Annotated in this window: 20 protein-coding genes; 5 read left to right on the plus strand and 15 right to left on the minus strand. The window is 61.2% G+C overall.

Annotated features, from left to right (window positions below; translation table 11 throughout):
- Positions 1-9: 9 nt before the first annotated feature.
- The 4 genes from FJ543_RS04580 to eno all read right to left on the minus strand — a co-directional run bounded on the left by FJ543_RS04580 (position 10) and on the right by eno (position 4,432).
- Positions 10-1,440 carry a pyruvate dehydrogenase complex E1 component subunit beta gene (locus FJ543_RS04580; RefSeq protein ID WP_140873971.1) on the minus strand — a complete coding sequence of 477 codons (1,431 nt, stop codon included), beginning with the start codon at positions 1,438-1,440 and terminating at the stop codon, positions 10-12.
- 14 nt (positions 1,441-1,454) lie between these two features.
- Positions 1,455-2,492: a pyruvate dehydrogenase (acetyl-transferring) E1 component subunit alpha gene (gene pdhA, locus FJ543_RS04585; protein ID WP_140873973.1), complete on the minus strand. Its 1,038-nt coding sequence runs from the start codon at positions 2,490-2,492 to the stop codon at positions 1,455-1,457.
- A gap of 191 nt (positions 2,493-2,683) precedes the next feature.
- Positions 2,684-3,007, minus strand: a complete 324-nt coding sequence (locus FJ543_RS04590) for a septum formation initiator family protein (RefSeq protein WP_140873975.1) — start codon at positions 3,005-3,007, stop codon at positions 2,684-2,686.
- Positions 3,008-3,157: 150 nt separating this feature from the next.
- On the minus strand, positions 3,158-4,432 hold the full coding sequence (gene eno, locus FJ543_RS04595) for a phosphopyruvate hydratase (protein ID WP_015317936.1): 1,275 nt from the start codon (positions 4,430-4,432) through the stop codon (positions 3,158-3,160).
- 197 nt (positions 4,433-4,629) lie between these two features.
- Between eno and FJ543_RS32180 the strand changes: the two genes are divergently transcribed.
- The gene (locus FJ543_RS32180; protein WP_140619584.1) at positions 4,630-4,755 is read left to right on the plus strand and encodes a hypothetical protein; all 126 of its coding nucleotides are present in this window, start codon (positions 4,630-4,632) and stop codon (positions 4,753-4,755) included.
- Between the two features lie 58 nt (positions 4,756-4,813).
- On the opposite strand, the gene FJ543_RS04605 is transcribed toward FJ543_RS32180, so the two are convergent.
- The 6 genes from FJ543_RS04605 to FJ543_RS32185 form a co-directional block, all read right to left on the minus strand.
- The gene (locus FJ543_RS04605; protein ID WP_015317938.1) at positions 4,814-5,179 is read right to left on the minus strand and encodes a PRC-barrel domain-containing protein; all 366 of its coding nucleotides are present in this window, start codon (positions 5,177-5,179) and stop codon (positions 4,814-4,816) included.
- 84 nt (positions 5,180-5,263) lie between these two features.
- Entirely contained in the window at positions 5,264-5,467 is a 204-nt protein-coding gene (locus FJ543_RS04610) for a dodecin family protein (RefSeq protein ID WP_015317939.1), read from the minus strand.
- Positions 5,468-5,541: 74 nt separating this feature from the next.
- On the minus strand, positions 5,542-6,384 hold the full coding sequence (kdsA, locus tag FJ543_RS04615; RefSeq protein ID WP_140664385.1) for a 3-deoxy-8-phosphooctulonate synthase: 843 nt from the start codon (positions 6,382-6,384) through the stop codon (positions 5,542-5,544).
- Positions 6,381-7,262: a VOC family protein gene (locus FJ543_RS04620; protein ID WP_015317941.1), complete on the minus strand. Its 882-nt coding sequence runs from the start codon at positions 7,260-7,262 to the stop codon at positions 6,381-6,383. The genes kdsA and FJ543_RS04620 overlap by 4 nt, the downstream gene beginning before the upstream one ends.
- A 147-nt stretch (positions 7,263-7,409) precedes the next feature.
- Positions 7,410-7,700: a Dabb family protein gene (locus FJ543_RS04625; protein WP_015317942.1), complete on the minus strand. Its 291-nt coding sequence runs from the start codon at positions 7,698-7,700 to the stop codon at positions 7,410-7,412.
- Positions 7,701-7,869: 169 nt separating this feature from the next.
- Positions 7,870-8,004 (minus strand): hypothetical protein, encoded by a 135-nt coding sequence (locus tag FJ543_RS32185; RefSeq protein ID WP_023773660.1) that lies wholly within the window; start codon positions 8,002-8,004, stop codon positions 7,870-7,872.
- Positions 8,005-8,339: 335 nt separating this feature from the next.
- Here FJ543_RS32185 and FJ543_RS04630 point away from each other — a divergent pair, with 335 nt between their 5' ends.
- Complete coding sequence (locus tag FJ543_RS04630; protein WP_140619578.1) at positions 8,340-9,596, plus strand: cyclopropane-fatty-acyl-phospholipid synthase family protein; 1,257 nt, start codon at positions 8,340-8,342, stop codon at positions 9,594-9,596.
- Between the two features lie 123 nt (positions 9,597-9,719).
- Here the strand turns inward: FJ543_RS04630 and FJ543_RS04635 are convergent, their stop codons facing one another.
- A complete protein-coding gene (locus tag FJ543_RS04635; protein WP_140873977.1) occupies positions 9,720-11,699 on the minus strand; it encodes a bifunctional 2',3'-cyclic-nucleotide 2'-phosphodiesterase/3'-nucleotidase in 1,980 nt (659 codons plus the stop codon).
- A 150-nt stretch (positions 11,700-11,849) separates the two neighbouring features.
- On the minus strand, positions 11,850-13,115 hold the full coding sequence (locus tag FJ543_RS04640; protein ID WP_140619574.1) for an NAD(P)/FAD-dependent oxidoreductase: 1,266 nt from the start codon (positions 13,113-13,115) through the stop codon (positions 11,850-11,852).
- A gap of 164 nt (positions 13,116-13,279) precedes the next feature.
- Between FJ543_RS04640 and FJ543_RS04645 the strand changes: the two genes are divergently transcribed.
- The gene (locus tag FJ543_RS04645) at positions 13,280-13,939 is read left to right on the plus strand and encodes a 5-formyltetrahydrofolate cyclo-ligase (RefSeq protein ID WP_015317947.1); all 660 of its coding nucleotides are present in this window, start codon (positions 13,280-13,282) and stop codon (positions 13,937-13,939) included.
- A gap of 4 nt (positions 13,940-13,943) precedes the next feature.
- Here FJ543_RS04645 and FJ543_RS04650 read toward each other — a convergent pair whose 3' ends face one another.
- Positions 13,944-14,417 (minus strand): Lrp/AsnC family transcriptional regulator, encoded by a 474-nt coding sequence (locus FJ543_RS04650; RefSeq protein WP_015317948.1) that lies wholly within the window; start codon positions 14,415-14,417, stop codon positions 13,944-13,946.
- Positions 14,418-14,574: 157 nt separating this feature from the next.
- On the opposite strand from FJ543_RS04650, the gene ald reads away from it, so the two are divergent.
- Positions 14,575-15,690 carry an alanine dehydrogenase gene (gene ald, locus FJ543_RS04655; protein WP_015317949.1) on the plus strand — a complete coding sequence of 372 codons (1,116 nt, stop codon included), beginning with the start codon at positions 14,575-14,577 and terminating at the stop codon, positions 15,688-15,690.
- A gap of 226 nt (positions 15,691-15,916) precedes the next feature.
- Positions 15,917-17,221: an outer membrane beta-barrel protein gene (locus FJ543_RS04660; protein WP_140619569.1), complete on the plus strand. Its 1,305-nt coding sequence runs from the start codon at positions 15,917-15,919 to the stop codon at positions 17,219-17,221.
- Between the two features lie 232 nt (positions 17,222-17,453).
- On the opposite strand, the gene FJ543_RS04665 is transcribed toward FJ543_RS04660, so the two are convergent.
- Both FJ543_RS04665 and FJ543_RS04670 read right to left on the minus strand, forming a co-directional pair.
- Positions 17,454-17,921: a DUF1203 domain-containing protein gene (locus tag FJ543_RS04665; protein WP_140664374.1), complete on the minus strand. Its 468-nt coding sequence runs from the start codon at positions 17,919-17,921 to the stop codon at positions 17,454-17,456.
- Between the two features lie 201 nt (positions 17,922-18,122).
- Entirely contained in the window at positions 18,123-18,686 is a 564-nt protein-coding gene (locus FJ543_RS04670; protein WP_015317952.1) for a GNAT family N-acetyltransferase, read from the minus strand.

The raw sequence follows: 18,686 nt of genomic DNA on the forward strand, positions 1-18,686 counted from the left end.
CCAGCCGGTTCAGCGATATGTGACGGCTTTGACGGCCTCGATGACTTCGCCGACATTCGGCAAAGCCAGTTTTTCGAGGTTCGCCGCATAAGGCATCGGCACGTCCTTGCCGGCAATGGTGATGACCGGTGCGTCGAGGAAATCGAAGGCGCGCTGCGAGACCTGGTTGGCGATGTGGTCGCCAACCGAATTCTGCGGGTAGCCTTCTTCGACCACGACCAGCCGGTTGGTCTTCTTGACCGAGGCGATGACGGTGTCGAGATCGAGCGGACGGATAGTCCTGAGGTCGATGATCTCGGCGTCAATCCCCATGCCGCGCAGCTCGGCTTCAGCCTTGACCGCATAGGTCATGCCGATGCCGAAGGAGACGATGGTGACATCCTTGCCTGCCTTGTGGATGCGCGCCTTGCCGATCGGCAGCACGAAGTCGTCCAGCTTCGGAACGTCGAAGGACTGGCCGTAGAGGATTTCATTCTCGAGGAAGATGACCGGGTTCGGATCGCGGATCGCTGCCTTGAGCAGGCCCTTGGCGTCGGCGGCCGTATACGGCATCACGACCTTCAAGCCTGGAATGTGGCTGTACCAAGCGGCATAGCACTGCGAGTGCTGCGCCGCGACGCGGGCCGCCGCGCCATTTGGCCCGCGGAACACGATCGGCGCGCCCATCTGGCCGCCCGACATATAGAGCGTCTTGGCGGCGGAGTTGATGATCTGGTCGATCGCCTGCATGGCGAAGTTGAAGGTCATGAACTCGACGATCGGCTTCAGCCCAGCCATCGCCGCACCGACACCAACGCCGGCAAAACCATGCTCGGTAATCGGCGTGTCGACGACGCGACGCGGCCCAAATTCCTGCAGCAAGCCCTGTGTGATCTTGTAGGCGCCCTGGTATTCGGCGACTTCCTCACCCATGACGAAGACATCGCCGTCGCGGCGCATTTCCTCGGCCATGGCATCACGCAGCGCCTCGCGCACCGTGGTCGAGACCATTTCGGTGCCGGCAGGAATGTCCGGATCGGCAGCGAGGTTGACCACCGGGGCGGCGGGGACGGAGGCTTTCGGCGCCTCTCCAGCATCCTGCGGCGCCCGTTGCGAGCCTTCCTCGGCCGCGTCGGCGCGCTGCCCACCAGTTGACACCGCGTCTTGCGTCGAGGCGGGAGCCGCCTTGGAGGCCTTGTCGATGTCGCCAGAACTTTCGCCATCCTGCAGCAGAACGGCGATCGGCGTGTTGACCTTGACGCCTTCGGTGCCGGCGGCGATCAGGATCTTGCCCAGCGTACCTTCGTCGACGGCTTCGACTTCCATCGTCGCCTTGTCGGTTTCGATCTCGGCAATGACGTCGCCGGCGACGACCTTGTCGCCCTCGTTCTTCAACCACTTGGAAAGATTGCCCTCTTCCATGGTCGGCGAGAGGGCGGGCATGAGAATTTCGATAGGCATGTCCTGGCCCTCCCTTACAATACGATATCGGTCCAGAGCTCGGACGGATCCGGCTCCGCGTCGTGCTGGGCAAATTCGGCGGCGTCGGCGACGATGTCGCGAACCTCCTTGTCGACGGTCTTGAGTTCGTCCTCGGTCGCCCACTTCTTCTCGATGAGCCGCGCCTTGACCTGCTCGATCGGATCATGGTCGGAGCGCATCTTCTGAACTTCTTCCTTGGAGCGGTATTTCGCCGGGTCGGACATCGAGTGGCCGCGATATCGATAAGTCTGCATTTCGAGAATGATCGGCCCGTTGCCGGCACGGCACCACTCGGCAGCCAGATCGCCAGCCGCCTTCACCGCACGCACATCCATGCCGTCGACCTGGATGCCCGGAATCTTGAACGACGCGCCACGATGCGAAAAATTGGTTTCCGCCGAAGAGCGCGACACCGAGGTGCCCATGGCGTAGCGGTTGTTCTCGATGATGTAGATCACCGGCAGCTTCCACAGCGAGGCCATGTTGAAGCTTTCGTAGACCTGGCCCTGGTTGGCGGCGCCGTCGCCGAAATAGGTCAGCGACACATTGTTGTTGTCGCGGTAGCGGTTGGCAAAGGCCAGACCTGTTCCAAGCGACACCTGCGCACCGACAATGCCGTGACCGCCATAGAAATGCTTCTCCTTGGAGAACATGTGCATGGAACCGCCCTTGCCCCTGGACAAGCCGCCGCGGCGTCCGGTCAGCTCGGCCATCACGCCACGCGGCGACAGCTCCATCGCCAGCATGTGGCCGTGATCGCGATAGGCCGTGATCATCTGATCGCCGTCGATCAGCGCCATCTTCATGCCGGTGACGACCGCTTCCTGGCCGATATAGAGGTGACAGAAGCCGCCAATGAAGCCCATGCCGTAGAGCTGGCCGGCCTTCTCCTCGAAGCGGCGGATGAGCAGCATGTGCCGGTAAGCGGCAAGCTCTTCGTCCTTGGTGAAGTCAACAGGCTTGGGTGCTGATAGACCGGATTTGCCGTCGGATTTCGATTTGGCAGGCGCTTTTCTGGCTGCGGTGGCCATGCATCACTCCCTGTTGGCGTCTCTTTGCGGACACTGGAGCAAGATCAAACTGCTCCGGGGAGATCGCCCTCCCCTTCGATTTATGGGAGGCTAACACGTAGAAAGGCGTTCCGCCATGTCGAAATTGCATAGCTGGCATGCGCCTAAGCAATTAAAATCATTGAAAATATTGGTGATTAACCTGAAATTGGTTACTTCGCCGAAGCCGGCAGCATGATGGTGATCTCGTCGGCCTGCGACAGATTGAGTGCCTTGCGCGCCTGCTCGTCGAGCATGTCCTTCTCCAGCGTGCCGTCATGCATGAGCTTGACGCGCCGCTCGAGTTCCATCCTGCGTGCCTTGATCGCATCGAGCTGACCCTGCAACGCAACCGTCTCGGCCTCAAGCTTGTATTTCGAATTGATGCCGAATTCACCGTGATAGGCGTGGAAGCCGAAATAAGCCAGGAACAGCACGCACAGCGAGGGAATGATCAGCCGGCCGGTGTTTCTCTGCTTATGCTGACGCGTCCACATGACCGATTCCCCGTGCCGCGAACTCAAACGGCTAGAAGTCTTTTTCGCCTGATTGTGCTTAACGGACGGTTACGGGAGACCGCCATGCCGGCCTGAAATGAAAAAGGGCGGGATGTCCCGCCCTCTCCGTATCAACGATGTGCGGCCGGATCAGCCCTTGATCACGGACTTGCCGGCATAATGCGCCTGCTTGCCGAGTTCTTCCTCGATGCGGATCAGCTGGTTGTATTTGGCCATGCGGTCGGAGCGCGACAGCGAGCCGGTCTTGATCTGCCCGCAATTGGTGGCGACGGCGAGATCGGCGATGGTCGAATCCTCGGTTTCGCCCGAACGGTGCGACATGACGGCGGTGTAGGCAGCCTTGTGCGCGGTCTCGACCGCATCCAGCGTCTCGGTCAGCGAGCCGATCTGGTTGACCTTGACCAGGATCGAGTTGGCGACGCCCATGCGGATGCCGTCGCGCAGGCGCGCCGTGTTGGTGACGAAGAGATCGTCACCAACGAGCTGCGTCTTCTTGCCGATCAGGTCGGTCAGGTACTTCCAGCCTTCCCAATCGTCCTCGGCAAGGCCATCCTCGATCGAGATGATCGGATAGTCGGCCGCGAGCTTGGCGAGGTACTTGGCTTGCGCCTTGGGATCGCGCGTCTTCTTCTCGCCCTCATAGACATAGTTGCCGTCCTTGAAGAACTCGGTCGCGGCGCAATCGAGGCCGAGCGCGATCTCTTCACCTGGTTTGAATCCGGCCTTCTCGATCGATTCCATGATGAAGTCGAGCGCCACCGGCGCGCTCTTCAGGTTCGGGGCGAAGCCGCCCTCGTCGCCGACATTGGTGTTGTGGCCGGCATCCTTCAGCTTCTTGCGCAGCGTGTGGAAGATTTCCGAGCCCCAGCGCACGCCTTCGCGCAGCGTCGGCGCACCGACCGGCAGGATCATGAATTCCTGGAAGTCGATCGGATTGTCGGCATGCGCGCCACCATTGATGATGTTCATCATCGGCACGGGCAGGACATGCGCCTTGGTGCCGCCGACATAGCGGTAGAGCGGCAGCCCGGCTGCATCGGCCGCGGCCTTCGCGACCGCCAGCGAAACGCCCAAGATGGCGTTGGCGCCGAGCCGGCTCTTGTTGGGCGTGCCATCAAGCTCAATCATGGTCTGATCGATATGGATCTGGTTTTCGGCTTCCATGCCGCCGATCGCCTCGAACAATTCGCCATTGACCGCCTCGACGGCCCTGAGCACGCCCTTGCCAAGGTAGCGGGCGCCGCCGTCGCGAAGCTCGACGGCTTCGTGGGCGCCGGTGGAGGCACCCGACGGCACCGCGGCGCGGCCCATCGAACCGTCTTCGAGAACAACATCGACCTCGACGGTCGGGTTTCCACGGCTGTCCAGGATTTCACGCCCGACAATGTCGATGATGGCGGTCATTGCGATGTCCTCGATTGATCTGGAGAAAACGTCGCGCCCGTCTTAGCCAAAGCGACGCAAAAGGCAATCGGGGCCTGATCGAATAGTGCCGCCCGCCCGATTCACGAAGCGCAATTTCCTGTCATCATAAGTCATGCCACCGGACGCGCATTTCGGGTTAGGAATGTTATCGCGGGGCGAAACAGGAGGGGTTCGCCATGTCTGAGTTGAGCGGTATTGTCAGTCTGTTCCTGATCGCCGCGGCGTTCCTGACGTCATGCGACAACCAGCAGTCGCCGCCAAAGGCTATTGCGTCTTTGCCGGCTTTGCACATCAGCGAGTAGCGTTGCATTTGAATCAAAAAGGGGGCCGTGGAAACGACCCCCTTTTTCGATTGTGGCGTCAATGCCAGTAGGGCGCGACCTTGTAGTATTCGTATGACTCGTCGCGCGCGCTCTCGCCATCCGCGCCGGCCAGTTCGTTGATGGAATGGGCGGGCGCTGCCTTCAGCTGTTCCTTGGAGAAGGGTATGACATAGCCGCCCCTTGCCTCATCATAGTCGAGGCTTGCCCAGGGGATGGCGTGGTACTTCTCGCCAATGCCGAGAAAGCCGCCAAATCCAATCACCGCGAACATGATGCCGTTCGATGTCTTGTCGAGCATGACGTCCTCGATGCTGCCGATGCTGTCGCCTTGGGTGTTGTAGACGGTCGTGCCGATGACTCGCGAAGCGGCAATGGCTTCGGTGTGGCCTGTTTGCGTCGTCATTGTTTGCTCCTCGTTGTCGTTAATCCGCACTTTGACAATGAGGGGCGCGGGCGAAAGTTCCCGACTTTTTTGGCGGCTGCCCAATCACTCCGCGAGGATGAAAGTCACCTTCATATTGACGCGATAGGCCGCGATCTTGCCATCCTCGACGACGATCTTCTGGTCCTGGATCCAGGCGCCTTCGACGTTCTTCAGGGTCTTCGCGGCGCGCGCAATTCCCTTCTCGATGGCGTCTTGAAAGCTTTTCCTGGACGACGAGGTGATTTCGGTGACGCGGGCAACGGACATTGGCTTCCTCTTGCCAAAGCGCTCATTTACCGGACGAGCCTACAACTGGGCTTATCCGCTACGACATTGGCTTTTCAGCCCTTTGCAATCCTGTCGAAGGCCATCAGCCTTTCCAGCAGTGCCGGCATATCCTTTAGCGGCAGCATGTTGGGACCGTCGGAGGAAGTCGAATTGTCGGGGTCCTGGTGGGTCTCGATGAAGACGCCGGCAACGCCGACGGCAACGGCCGCGCGGGCCAGCGTCTCGACAAAGCGGCGCTCCCCGCCAGACGATCCGCCCTGCCCGCCCGGCTGCTGCACCGAATGGGTGGCGTCGAAGATCACCGGGGCGCCGATCTCGGCCATGACAGGCAGCGCCCGCATATCCGACACCAGCGTGTTGTAGCCGAAAGAAGCGCCGCGCTCGGTGGTCAGCACATTGGCATTGCCTGAGCCGGTGATCTTGGCGACGACGTTCTTCATGTCCCAGGGCGCGAGGAACTGCCCCTTCTTCACATTAATGACCTTGCCCGTCCTCGCGGCGGCGACCAGCATATCGGTCTGGCGCGACAGGAAGGCCGGAATCTGCAGCACGTCGACATGCGGCGCCACGATCGCGCACTGTTCCTCGGTGTGGACATCGGTCAGCACGGGAAGCGAGAATTCCTTGCGCAACTCGTCGAAGACGGGAAGCGCGGCATCCATGCCGGCACCCCGCGTTGCCGATAACGAGGTGCGATTGGCCTTGTCGTAACTCGTCTTGTAGACGAGGCCGATGCCGAGCCTGCCGGTCAGCTCCTTCAGCGTGCCGGCCATGTCGAAGGCATGCTGGCGCGATTCGAACTGGCAAGGGCCGGCGATCAGCGCCAGGGGTCCCGCATTGTCGAAGACGACGTTGCCGACGGTTACTGACGAATTGGGCGCCAGGGGGTTGCTCATGGGATCTCCCGAAAGATGAAAGCCGCGCCCTGCCCGGATGCCGGCCGCACGATGATGTCATTGCCCGACATATCGTGCTGGACGGCATTGGCCGCAAGCAGGCCTGCGGTGGCGCCAATGTCGCGGATCGAAAAAACCACGGCGGCGAAGTGCAATTCTGATGGCGTACCGGCCGGTATGCCGAAGCGCGCCGTGAAAGCGGCGGCCTCCAGCACGGTCAAGGCCGCGTTCGGCAGATGAAAGACGCCGTCGTGCGCATCGGCGGCCTGATCATTGACCGCCACTGAAATCAGCCGATGCTGCTCGGCGGAAGCGCTGCTGATTGCAACCACCTCGACAATTCCGTCGACCCCATTGGGGTGAGCCTGCAAGGCTCCTCGGTCTACTCTCGGCGCGTTGATGCGCTGACAGGCAAAAAGAAATGCGTCCGTTTGGCCGGGAGCCGCAGCAAAGGCGAGCTTGAACGACGCCGTATCGCTTTTGCCCGCCGTGTCGGTGAAGGCTCGGGAGAAGCTCAGCTTGTCTCCCGCCGACAGACCCGCTTCGACATAGCGTTCATGGTCGTCATCGGCATTGTCCGTGCCAAGCACCACCGCGGAAAATCCCTCGTTGCCACGACTTTCGCGATAGAGGCGATCGCGCGCAACGAAGACATTGCCCTCGGCAGCCGCCTCTGTCGCAGCCTGTTCACGGCCGATCGCAAGCGGCTCCAGATAGGTGCCATCGGCGAGGAAAACGCAGCAGTTTTCCGTGCCAAACGGATGGATGCCGGTCGGAGCGACGACGAAGCCAAGGGCGTTGAGCCGGGCACGCGCCACATCGAGGCTCTGCGTCGGCAGAACCAGATGATCGAGCGGATGAATGCCTGACGAGGTCATGGAAGCGCGATGTGCATCATTCGGAAGATCGGTTCAAGACTTGATCGCAATGCCGCCGGCGGCGGCCCCGCAACAACCACCTGAAACAGTCGTGGACTTTCCCTTCCGCCGCAACTGGACTTGACATGAGGCTATCCCGGCACGGGATCAGCTTCCAGCCACGACATCAGCGGAATAGCGCAGCTCGCGCAATGGTTTGACCTTGCTGGTGGTCTGCGCATAGAGCGGATGCGACTTGTAGGCTGCCAGCGCCGCGTCATCGGCAAATTCCGCGTAGACGACGACATCCACTTCATCCGACAGCGGGTCGACCTTGGTGTTCAACGTGACCTCGAAGAGACTGGAATGAGGAATGTCCCCAAGCGCCAGCAGTCCGGTGCGAACTGCTTCCACATCTTCCTTGCGGCGCGCGCTGAAGAAAACGATATGCCGGATCAATCCCGCCTCCTCGATCTGAAATGTCGGGGTCTTTTGTGACGGCGGTCTCTTTGCGTCAACCGGTCATGGCGCCACGCGTCCTTGCGACGCGCCTCGATCGGGCTGGACCTCGTCTCACACCGGTGAGCACCTCAAATGAGGCGCCAGGCTGCTATCTCAAGAGGGGATATCAGGCTTTTCCGGTGACGTAGCGCACGACATGGGAGAGTTCCCTGACCGTGACGTCGAGATACCGGCCCTGATTGTAGAGACCGTCCCAGATCAGGAAGAACGCGATGGCGGCAATGACAATCACATAACGCATGGCTAAAGCTATCGCACTAGCGCCGCGGCTGCCATAGACGTTTTCGATTTCGGGCAGCAGCCTGCCGCAAGGCGGCGGATGCCAGCCGCCCGCGTGGCACAGTCCAGCTCTTGGCATGCCTCTTGAAGTTCCGCCTCATGGCGTGGAAGATTGGCGCAGGCATTCATCGGGAAGCGCTGAAGCTCTGGTTAAGGGGCGCGCGCTTCGTTCGAGCCCGCCTGTCGCCGGATCCGCAAGCTACCGGGACCAGGCAATGGCGTTCGAACCCGGCGGATGAACCAAGAGAACCGCGGCTCGGCGATCGCGCCGGCACCACGGAGATCCAGGGGCTTGGAATGACACACGGGGAACATCATGGCATAGCACCGGGCGACGCGGTCAGGCTCGACGAGTTCAATTTCGCCGAGATCGTCAAGGGCCTGCCGGCCAAGGCGCGCATGGTGCTGTCGGCGGCGATGAACCTGCCGCGCGGCTCGCTGAAAGTCTGGATGCCGGACGGCCGCGCCGTTCTCGTCGGCGGAAAGGCGCCGGGGCCCGATGCCGAACTGGTGCTCAAGAACTGGCGCCTGCCGGGCCGCGCCTTTTCCGGCGGCACAATTGGTGTTGCCGAATCCTATATGGACGGCGATTGGGAAAGCCCTGACGTCACCAGCTTCCTGGAATTATTCGTGGTCAACTCCGCCTTCGGTGAAAGGGTTGCCGGCGGCGCCAGCTGGCTCATCAACACAGTCCAGCGCATCCGTCACTGGTTCAACGAGAACACACGCACCGGATCGAAGCGTAATATCTCGGCGCACTACGATCTCGGCAACGCCTTCTACAAGGAATGGCTTGACCCGAGCATGACCTATTCCTCGGCGCTTTACGCCAATGGCGTCAACGATCTCGAGAGCGCCCAGGCCGCCAAATACCGGGCGCTGGCCAGGGACACCGGCATAGGCGGGAAAGATCATGTGCTGGAGATTGGCTGCGGCTGGGGCGGCTTTGCCGAATTCGCGGCACGCGAAATCGGTTGCCGGGTTACCGGATTGACCATCAGCCGCGAGCAGCACGACTTCGCCAAGGCGCGCATCGCCAAGGCCGGCCTTACCGAAAAGGTCGACATCAAGTTGCAGGATTACCGCGACGAAACGGGCACCTACGATCGCATCGCCTCGATCGAGATGTTCGAGGCGGTCGGCGAGAAATACTGGCCGGTGTTCTTCTCCAAGATGAAGGACTGCCTAAAGCCCGGCGGCATGGCTGGGCTGCAGATCATCACCATCAACGAAGCCGCCTACGACACCTATCGCGCCAGGCCGGATTTCATCCAGCGCTACGTCTTCCCGGGCGGCATGCTGCCGACGCCGTCCATCTTGAAATCACTTGGCGCCGCGCACGGCCTTGCCCATCTACGCGAACGCGTTTTCCCCGAAGACTATGCCCGTACGCTTGCCGAATGGCGCCAGCGTTTCCGAGGGTCGTGGGAGAAAATCGTGCCGCTCGGTTTCGACGATCGTTTCAAGAAACTCTGGGAGTTCTACCTGCACTATTGCGAAGCCGGCTTCCGAGCCAGCTACATCGATGTGCGCCAGGTGGTCTACAAGGCGTAGCGTGGGTACGCACATCGACTTCCTTTGCGGCGGCATTTCCATCGATGCGCTGGATCTTGTCATGCCGGGCGATTCGTGCCGCCGGCCTCTCCAAGGCTGACCGCATCCAGCTTTGACGGCTGATCACAGAAGGATGCGATATCTGGCAAAGCCGGCTTCACCCTCGCCGGCAGGTTCGATCTTCAGCGACTTCACATCGGCGATGAAGTCCTTTGCCTTGACGCCGGTGTCGAAGACGACGCTGGTTCCCGGCAACGGCGCGAACGACCAGTTGCCGTCGGCCGACGGGTTGATGGTGCCCTGGCTGACGATGTAGCGGACGATGACGTCGCGGTTGGTATCCGGGGCTTCGTAAATGATCTTCGCGGCATTGATGTCAGGGAAATTGCCACCGCCGCCGGCCCGGTAGTTGTTGGTCGCAACGACGAATTTCGCTGCCGGATCAATTGGTTTTCCGTCGAACATTAGCTCAACTACGCGATTGGAACCGGCATTGGCGACGCCGCCCTTGGCATCGTATTTCGGCGGCTGCGACAGGTCTATCCTGTAGGTGACGCCGTCGATCACGTCGAAATTGTAGGACGGAAAATCAGTGTTGATCAGAACCTGGTCGGCCTTCCCGGCCTCGATTCGGTTGAAAATGCCGGCCGACATTTCCAGCCATTCCTTGACCTGAGCCCCCGTAATTTCCACGGCGCGCACCGTGTTGGGATAGAGGTAGAGGTCGGCAACGTTCTTGATGGCGATGTCGCCCGCCGGCACGTCGGTATAGTAGTCGGCGCCGTTGCGTCCACCGGCTTTGAACGGGGCCGCCGCCGACAGCAACGGCACGTCCTTCCACTGTGTGCTTTTCAAGATGTCCTTCAGGTACCAGGTTTGCGCCTGGCTGACGACCTGCACCGACGGGTCGTCAGCGACCAGCGCGAAATAGGAATAGAGCGGCGCGGACGTCTTGCCGACAGGGCGGCGCACATAGGCGAGCGTCGCCTGGTGGTCCTGCTCGAGAGCGGCGATGATGCGCTTGTCGTCCGGGACGGTCGGCTTGTTCTTGTTGTCGACACGCTCGAAGATCGGCCGTGCCTCCGATGTCGCCGAGACCACTTTCCACTTCGACCCGTCGCGCTCCAGCATCAGGTCGATCAGGCCCATATGTGAGCCCCAGAACCCGCCCATGACGGCGGGCTTGCCTTGCAGCGTCCCCTTCTGTGCGTCGACGCCCTCGAGCGCCTGGAAATCTTTCTTGCCGGGGAAGACCAGATGCTGGTGGCCGGTGAAGACCGCGTCGATGCCTTCGACGCCGGCGACGAAGAACGAGGCATTCTCCATCATGTCACCCTGCTTGACGTCGATGCCGGAATGCGAGAGCGCGATGACGATGTCGGCGCCCTCCTCCTTCATCCGCGGCACCCACGCCCTCGCCGCTTCGACAATGTCGCGTGTCTTGACGTTGCCTTCGAGGTTCTTGAGGTCCCAGACCATGATCTGCGGCGGCACGAAACCGATGATGCCGACCCTGATCGGCTGTTCCGAGCCTGACCCGTCCTTGATCTTCTTGTCCAGGATTACGTAAGGCTTGAGGTAGAGCTTGTCGTCGCGCGGGTTGGCGGCAAGCTCGGTACCCCGGATCAGGTTGGCGCAGACGAACGGGAAATTGGCGCCGGCCAGCACCTTGTCCAAAAAGGACAGGCCATAGTTGAATTCGTGATTGCCCAGTGTCGAACACTCGTAGCCGAGCAGGTTCATGCCTTTCATGATCGGATGGAGATCGCCCTCCTTCAGGCCCTTCTCATAGGCGATGTAGTCGCCCATCGGGTTGCCCTGCAAAAGGTCGCCATTGTCGATCAGCATCGAATTGGCGGCTTCCTTGCGCACCGCGTCGACGAGGGAGGCCGTGCGCGACAGGCCCATCGTGTCATTGGCTTTGTCGGCGTAGTAGTCATAAGGCAGCACGTTCACATGGATATCGGTGGTTTCCATGATCCTTAGATGCGCCTGGTTGGCCTGCGCCCGGGCGGAGAAGGGATGAAGCACGATCAGCGCCCCTGTGGCGGCGGCCCCGGCTAGGAGACCACGGCGAGAGACGGGATGGAGCAGTTGCGACATGTTTTCTCCTTCTTCAACGACCTGACGAGTCCTGCCCCGAAGCGAACTTCGCGCTGAAATCAGCTCAAGTCCACTCAAGAAGTCGCGCGCATTGGCACGCCAATCCATCAGCAACAGATGACGGCCGGATGAAAGGCGCGGTGAAGAAAGTCAGGTCTTGTCGTCGTCGCCCTGGGTGATCAGCCGGGCGCTGCGCTGGCCTGTGACGTAGATCCATAGCCAGCTCAGCGAAACCGCAAGCCGATTGCGAAAACCGATCAGGAAATAGATATGTGCAATGCCCCAAAGCCACCACGCAAGCCAACCGGTGAGCTTGATCCAGCCGAAATCAATGGCGGCGGCGCGCTTGCCGATCGTCGCCAGATCGCCGGCGTGCTTGTAGTGGAAAGGCCGCGGGCTGGTGTCGCCGGCAAGCCTGGCCTTGACGGTCGCGGCAACATGCCGTCCCTCCTGCTTGGCGGAAGGCGCGACGCCGGGCACCGGCCGCCCGTCGGGCCGCAGCACGTGGGCGGCGTCGCCGATGACAAAAATCTCCGGGCTGCCGGGCACGCTGAGATCAGGCTCGACCAACACCCTGCCCGCCCGATCCGCCTTCGCTTCCAGCCATTCGGCGGCTGGCGAAGCGGCAACGCCGGCTGCCCACAGGATCGTGCGGGCCGGCAGAATCGTGTCGCCAAAAACCACGCCGTCGGCATCGCAGCGCGTAACGGCCCGGCCGAGCTCGACCGAAACGCCAAGCCGTTCCAGCGCCTTCCGAGCGTAGTCGGAGAGCTTTGGCGCGAAATTGGCCAGAATGCGGTCGCCGGCCTCGATCAGCACCACCCGCGTCTGGCGCGTATCGATGTTGCGGAATTCGCCGCGCAGCGTGTCATGTGCCAGTTCGGCAATGGTTCCGGCGAGTTCGACCCCGGTCGGCCCGCCGCCGACGATGACAATGGTCAGCAGCGCTTGGCGCCTGGCAGGGTCAGATTCCCGCTCCGCCTGCTCGAAGGCCAGAAGAATGCGGCGCCGAATGGTGGTGGCATCCTCCAAAGTCTTCAGGCCCGGCGCGAAAGGCTCCCATTCGTCATGGCCGAAATAGGCATGGCGCGCGCCGGTGGCGAGCACCAGCGTGTCGTAGGCGACGGCGCTGCCGTCGTCGAGCAGAACGCGTTTGCCGGACCGGTCGACACCCGTGACATTGGCGAGCAGTGTCGTCACATCCTTGCGCTTGCGCAGGAGATGGCGGATCGGCCAGGCAACCTCCGAGGTTGCCAGCGCCGTGGTTGCCACCTGATAGAGCAGCGGCTGGAACAGATGATGGTTGCGCTTGTCGATCATGGTAATGCGCACCGGTGCACCGGCCAGTGCGCGGGTGAATTCGAGACCGCCGAACCCGGCACCGACGACGACGACATGATGTCTGGCATCGCTCATTTGATTCACCCCTGATGGGCAAGATTGCCTGCCCTAGATGTAGGTATCTTGTGCAATGCAACAATGGCAGGACAGTGCTTGAGACTCGTCGTTCCATGTCGTGAATGCACATGTTCTATCGTATCGCGAGGTATAGCGTCATCGAACATGAGATGAGGTGAGGCATGGCTAACGATCATGACAACCAGGGCCCGGCGCAATACTCTTCGCCGCCCTGCTTCATGCACGAGCTCGACCCTGCGTTCCAGGCACCACTCAGCGACTGGACCGACGTGCGGCGTTGGCGCAAAGCCGAGCGCGAAAGGCTAATCGCCGCCCGGCTTGAAGTTTCCGCCGACGCCCGAACAGCAATGTCGCAACGCATCGCCGGCGGGCTGGATGCACTTGTCGGCGAGATCGCGGGCCGCATGGTCAGCCTTTACTGGCCGTTTCGCGGCGAGCCGGATCTGCGGCCCTGGATGGCGTCCGTCAATGAGCGTGGCGGTCGCACCGCGCTGCCCATCGTTGTCGAGAAAGGGCAACCGCTGATCTTCCGCGCCTACAAACCGGGCGACCGGTTGGAAAAGGGCGTCTGGAACATCCCGATTCCGGCAGAGGGTGATCCGGTGCTGCCGGACATCGTCATCTCGCCCATTGTCGGCATTGATCCGGCAAGCTATCGCCTGGGCTATGGCGGCGGCTTCTTCGACCGTACGCTGGCCGCCATGCCGTTCAAGCCACTGGTCATCGGTGTCGGCTACGAATTGCAGCGCATCGCCACCATTTATCCGCAGCCGCACGACATCCCGATGGATCGGATCGTGACGGAGGCGGCCACGGTATAGGGCTCTAGGCCATCTCCGGCTTCAGACCCATTGCCGTCCGGTCGACGATTTCGCGCAGGGCGAAGGACGAATTGATCTTCGTCACATGCGGCATCGCCGACAGCCATTCCTTGTGGATGCGCTCGTAGTCGACGAGATCCTTGGCCGCGATCCTCAGGATATAGTCGTACTCGCCCGACATCAGGTGGCACGACAGCACGTTGGGGCAGCGTTTGATCGCCGCCTCGAAATCCGACAGCGTCTTTTCGAACTGGCCGGAGAGCGATATGTGGACGATCGCCGTCATCTGGTGGCCAAGGGCCGCGTTGGACAGCCGGGCGTGATAGCCGCGGATGGTTCCGGACTTCTCCAAATTGTCGAGCCGCCGCGAGCAGGCCGACTGCGACAGGCCAACCTTCTCGGCAAGGGCCGCGTTCGGCATCCGCCCGTCCTTCTGCAAAGTCTCGAGAATGGCGATATCAATCCTGTCGAGCGGCATTTTTCGTGATTCCTGCGAAAATCCGTTTATTTTTTGCAACAAATATCGAAACCGGCCTGTTCGCGCAAGCGCATTCGCAAACACCTGCACGCCGATTCATGGTTCACTCCAGCACTACAGGGAGTGAGCCCAAAAGGGCCCGGATCAGGAGAAGAAAATGCGCATCGGCTGCCCCAAGGAAATCAAGAACCACGAATACCGTGTCGGCCTGACGCCGGGCTCGGTACGCGAATATGTCGCCCATGGCCATGAAGTGCTGGTCGAGACCGGCGCGGGCGCCGGCATCGGCGCCGATGACAACGCCTACCGCGCCGCCGGCGCCATCATCGCCAAGACGGCCGCCGACGTGTTCGCCAAGTCGGACATGATCGTCAAGGTCAAGGAGCCGCAGCCCAATGAATGGGCACAGCTGCGCGAAGGCCAGATCCTGTACACATATCTCCATTTGGCTCCGGATCCGGAGCAGACCAAGGGCCTGCTCGCCTCGGGCGTGACGGCGATCGCCTACGAAACCGTGACCGACGATCGTGGCGGCCTGCCGCTGCTGGCCCCGATGTCGGAAGTCGCCGGCCGCTTGTCGATCCAGGCCGGCGCCACGGCGCTGCAGAAGGCCAATGGCGGCCGCGGCGTGCTGCTCGGCGGCGTACCCGGCGTGCTGCCGGGCAAGGTCACCGTGCTTGGCGGCGGCGTCGTTGGCCTGCACGCGGCCCGTATGGCCGCCGGCCTTGGCGCCGATGTCACCATCATCGACCGCTCGATCCCGCGCCTGCGCCAGCTTGACGACCTCTTCGCCGGCCGGGTCCACACCCGTTACTCGACCGTCGAGGCGCTCGAGGAAGAATGCTTCTCGGCCGACATCGTCGTCGGCGCCGTGCTCATTCCGGGCGCCGCCGCACCGAAGCTCGTCAGCCGCGAAATGCTGTCCGGCATGAAGAAGGGCTCGGTACTGGTCGATGTCGCCATCGACCAGGGCGGCTGCTTCGAGACCTCGCACGCCACCACCCATGCCGAGCCCACCTACGAGGTCGACGGCGTGATCCACTACTGCGTTGCCAACATGCCAGGTGCCGTGCCGGTCACCTCGGCCCACGCGCTCAACAACGCGACGCTGCACTATGGTCTGCAACTCGCGGACAAGGGCCTGAAGGCTCTGGTCGATGACCATCACCTGCGCAACGGCCTGAATGTCCACAAGGGCAAGATCACCAACCGCGCGGTCGCCGAAGCGCTCGGCTACGAACTGGTCGAGCCGAAAGCAGTGCTGGCGGCTTAATATACCCGGAATATACCCAGAAAAAGTCAACTCACACTCTTGCCCGCCGGTTCACTCCGGCGGGCTTTTTGCTTTGGGCAATGATGCGCCAAACCCGCTTCCCAGAGGACCATCGAAGCGTGTGCCGTAAGGGCACTTTACCCCCTATTGTTGCATTTTTGTCATACCCGTCTTGGCCGACTCCCTGCTAGGAACATCTTGGGCTTATTGATTAGGGGTACGGGCTATGTTTCTTCGCGTTTCAGCGAAATCTATTCTTCTTAGTGCAGTATCGGCGGTGGCAATTATGTCAGTCGCGCATGCCGCTGATGTTGTGCAACCGGTCGAGGCATCCGGTTTTAACTGGAGTGGCGTTTATGTTGGCTTCGGTATCGGCGCCGGAGCCAACTCGCACAAGCTCAGCAGCGATTTCATCCCCGGTCTGTCTTTGGATGGCATCGGCGGTGAAGGGGTCTACGGCGAACTTACCGCTGGTTACGACTATATGGTGTCGCCCCGCTTCCTTCTGGGTGGGCTTGTCGATGTCCATGTTGGCAACATTGAAACGTCGCTGGATGTCGGCCCTTTCGACGCGTCTATTCAGGAGACATACGGCTTCGATGCCGGTTTGCGTGCTGGTTACCTGATCACGCCGACTACGCTGGGCTACGTCATGGGCGGCTATTCCTGGCAGAAGTACAAGCTCGATACCAATGCCGGTTTCGGCTTCGATTGGGACCAGAGCGGATATTTCGTCGGCGGTGGTCTCGAAACCGCGATCAACAGCAACTGGACGATCAAAACAGAATACCGCTACACCCGCTTCGGCACCAAGGACGATCTCCTTTCCGAAGCTGGCATTCCTTCGCCGGACGGCGCACTCAATCTCGACACGTCGCGTCACACATTCCAGGTTGCCGCCAGCTATCGCTTCGGTGCGCAGAACGGAGCCGCCGCTTCGTTTGAAACACCCGCCTACAACTGGACCGGCTTCTATATCGGTGGTGGCTTGGGCGCCGGCGCATCGGTGCACCAGCTCGAAATCCCGCCGCTTCTCGGTGCCAAGTTCAACGGCCTTGGTGGTGAAGGCGTGCTTGGCGAGTTGAACGTCGGCTATGATCATGACTTCGGCAGCTGGGTTGCGGGTGTCATGGTCGATGCTCGTTATTCGGGCATGACCAGCCAGCTCGACATCCCAGGCGGCTCGATCAATCTGGATACGGACTACGGCTTCGATGTGCTGGGCCGCGTCGGCATGAAGATGAACGAATCGACCCTTGCCTATGCACTGGCTGGCTATAGCTGGCAGCATTTCGATCTGAACGCTTCCGATCCGGTCGGTGATATCATCGACTGGGGTTCCAGCGGCTTCTCAGTCGGTGGTGGCCTGGAAACGGCAGTGTCGAGCAACGTCACGCTCGGTCTGGAATACCGCTATTCGCAGTTTGCCAAGAAGGATTTCTCGTCGGATCTCGGCCTCCCCGACGACTCCATCACTTCCAAGGCTTCCTTCCATACCGTGCGTATCGGCGCGAAGTACAAGTTCAACTAAGCCCCCTCCAGGCAAACAGTCGAAGCCCGTCGGCCATGCCGGCGGGCTTTTTTGCGGCGAAAGACGTTAGGGCCGAACGCGGGCAACAAAAAAGCGGAGCCAAAGCCCCGCTTCCTCGATATCAAGATTGCCGCCGGTTCATCCGCGGTCGGCCAATCGATCGACACTGGCTTTCTAGCGCGTCTATGCGACAGCAGTGCGACAGAGACTTTCTGCCGCCAATCCCTTGATCTTATGCGCGCTCGATGCGGCACTGATAGCAATTGTTGCGCGCCGAGCGGACATGCACATAGGCAATGTCCTCACGCTCCAACAAAGTCTCGGCTCGTGCGGCAATTGCTCCGGTCGGGATAATGCCACCGCTGCCGTAGACGATGCGATCATCGCCGCCATAGCCGCGCACGATATAGTCCGGGCTGTCGAGGATCTCCGGCGGCTCCCTTGTCCCGACGGCACGCTCGCATTCCTGGGCATGCAGGAAGATCGGCCCGGTTTCTGCATAGGGCTGAGGGTCTGGAAATGGCCGGTAGGCGAGGATGAGATAGACATCGCCGGCGGCGATATTCCTGAGACAATGACGGCAAGGCATCCCGTCGCCGTCAGAGATTTTCCGCTCGGGCGTACGGCCATAGGCATCGGGGCCGCCGCGCTGCAGCGCCCTGACATTTTCGGTCGGCAGAGCTGTGAATTGGATGGTCATCGTAAGATCTCCGGTACTGGCGACCGGAAACTATGCGCTCGCCGCCGTGCTTCCCACCCGATTCCTGCCAAGCGTGCATGAGCCGATCCGATGTCGGATCCTCCCTTCGAGCTCCGGGAGGGCCACCGAAATCGTTAATCGGCTAATCAGTTCGACAATCCCTTGATGAATCATCGAAGCGGCGGCGGATTCCGGCTGAACTTACGGCCGCATGACGCTGGCCGAGCGCTCGGCGAAAGGCAGGGGATGCACGACTTCCTTCTTCTGCGCCACCGGCTTGAAACCGAGCTTCTGGTAGAGCGGTAGCGCGGCCGGGTGGTCGAGCGTGCAGGTCTGCACCGTCACCCTTTTCGGCCCATACGACCATGCTGCGGCAATCGCCGAACCAAGGAACCAGCGGCCGATGCCTTGACCGGTGGCATGTTCCATCATGCCGAAATAGGCGAGTTCGACTTCCTCGGGCAGATGCGGCTTGAGATCGAAGAAGCCGGCCGGCGCACCGTCGAGATAGAGCACCCTGATGTCGCGATCCTCGCGGTGGATTCCGGCTGACAGCTCATCGTCATTCAGCCTCAGAACATTCACCCAGTGCCATTTGCGTCCCACCCGGTCCATCAGGTAGCGATAGAAGTGCAAGGGAATGTCCCTGGTTTTCAGCAGCGCGACCTGGCGGTTGTAGGGTACCGGTGGCGAGACGGGCGGTGGGGCATGCATTTCGAGAAAAGTCACCGTGACCTCAATGTCCTGCAGCACGCCGTTTTCCAT

Source organism: Mesorhizobium sp. B2-5-7, assembly GCF_006440875.1.
GTDB classification, from domain to species: domain Bacteria; phylum Pseudomonadota; class Alphaproteobacteria; order Rhizobiales; family Rhizobiaceae; genus Mesorhizobium; species Mesorhizobium australicum.

Coding starts and splice junctions, on each gene's coding strand:
- FJ543_RS32180 (WP_140619584.1), top strand. CDS start 4,630: ATGTCTGAGTTGAGCGGTATTGTCAGTCTGTTCCTGATCGCCGCGGCG.
- FJ543_RS04610 (WP_015317939.1), bottom strand. CDS start 5,467: ATGTCCGTTGCCCGCGTCACCGAAATCACCTCGTCGTCCAGGAAAAGC.
- kdsA (WP_140664385.1), bottom strand. CDS start 6,384: ATGAGCAACCCCCTGGCGCCCAATTCGTCAGTAACCGTCGGCAACGTC.
- FJ543_RS04590 (WP_140873975.1), bottom strand. CDS start 3,007: ATGTGGACGCGTCAGCATAAGCAGAGAAACACCGGCCGGCTGATCATT.
- FJ543_RS04645 (WP_015317947.1), top strand. CDS start 13,280: ATGGCTAACGATCATGACAACCAGGGCCCGGCGCAATACTCTTCGCCG.
- FJ543_RS04635 (WP_140873977.1), bottom strand. CDS start 11,699: ATGTCGCAACTGCTCCATCCCGTCTCTCGCCGTGGTCTCCTAGCCGGG.
- ald (WP_015317949.1), top strand. CDS start 14,575: ATGCGCATCGGCTGCCCCAAGGAAATCAAGAACCACGAATACCGTGTC.
- pdhA (WP_140873973.1), bottom strand. CDS start 2,492: ATGGCCACCGCAGCCAGAAAAGCGCCTGCCAAATCGAAATCCGACGGC.
- FJ543_RS04640 (WP_140619574.1), bottom strand. CDS start 13,115: ATGAGCGATGCCAGACATCATGTCGTCGTCGTCGGTGCCGGGTTCGGC.
- FJ543_RS04665 (WP_140664374.1), bottom strand. CDS start 17,921: ATGACCATCCAATTCACAGCTCTGCCGACCGAAAATGTCAGGGCGCTG.
- FJ543_RS04660 (WP_140619569.1), top strand. CDS start 15,917: ATGTTTCTTCGCGTTTCAGCGAAATCTATTCTTCTTAGTGCAGTATCG.
- FJ543_RS04650 (WP_015317948.1), bottom strand. CDS start 14,417: ATGCCGCTCGACAGGATTGATATCGCCATTCTCGAGACTTTGCAGAAG.
- FJ543_RS04580 (WP_140873971.1), bottom strand. CDS start 1,440: ATGCCTATCGAAATTCTCATGCCCGCCCTCTCGCCGACCATGGAAGAG.
- FJ543_RS04670 (WP_015317952.1), bottom strand. CDS start 18,686: ATGGAAAACGGCGTGCTGCAGGACATTGAGGTCACGGTGACTTTTCTC.
- FJ543_RS04620 (WP_015317941.1), bottom strand. CDS start 7,262: ATGACCTCGTCAGGCATTCATCCGCTCGATCATCTGGTTCTGCCGACG.
- eno (WP_015317936.1), bottom strand. CDS start 4,432: ATGACCGCCATCATCGACATTGTCGGGCGTGAAATCCTGGACAGCCGT.
- FJ543_RS32185 (WP_023773660.1), bottom strand. CDS start 8,004: ATGCGTTATGTGATTGTCATTGCCGCCATCGCGTTCTTCCTGATCTGG.
- FJ543_RS04630 (WP_140619578.1), top strand. CDS start 8,340: ATGACACACGGGGAACATCATGGCATAGCACCGGGCGACGCGGTCAGG.
- FJ543_RS04605 (WP_015317938.1), bottom strand. CDS start 5,179: ATGACGACGCAAACAGGCCACACCGAAGCCATTGCCGCTTCGCGAGTC.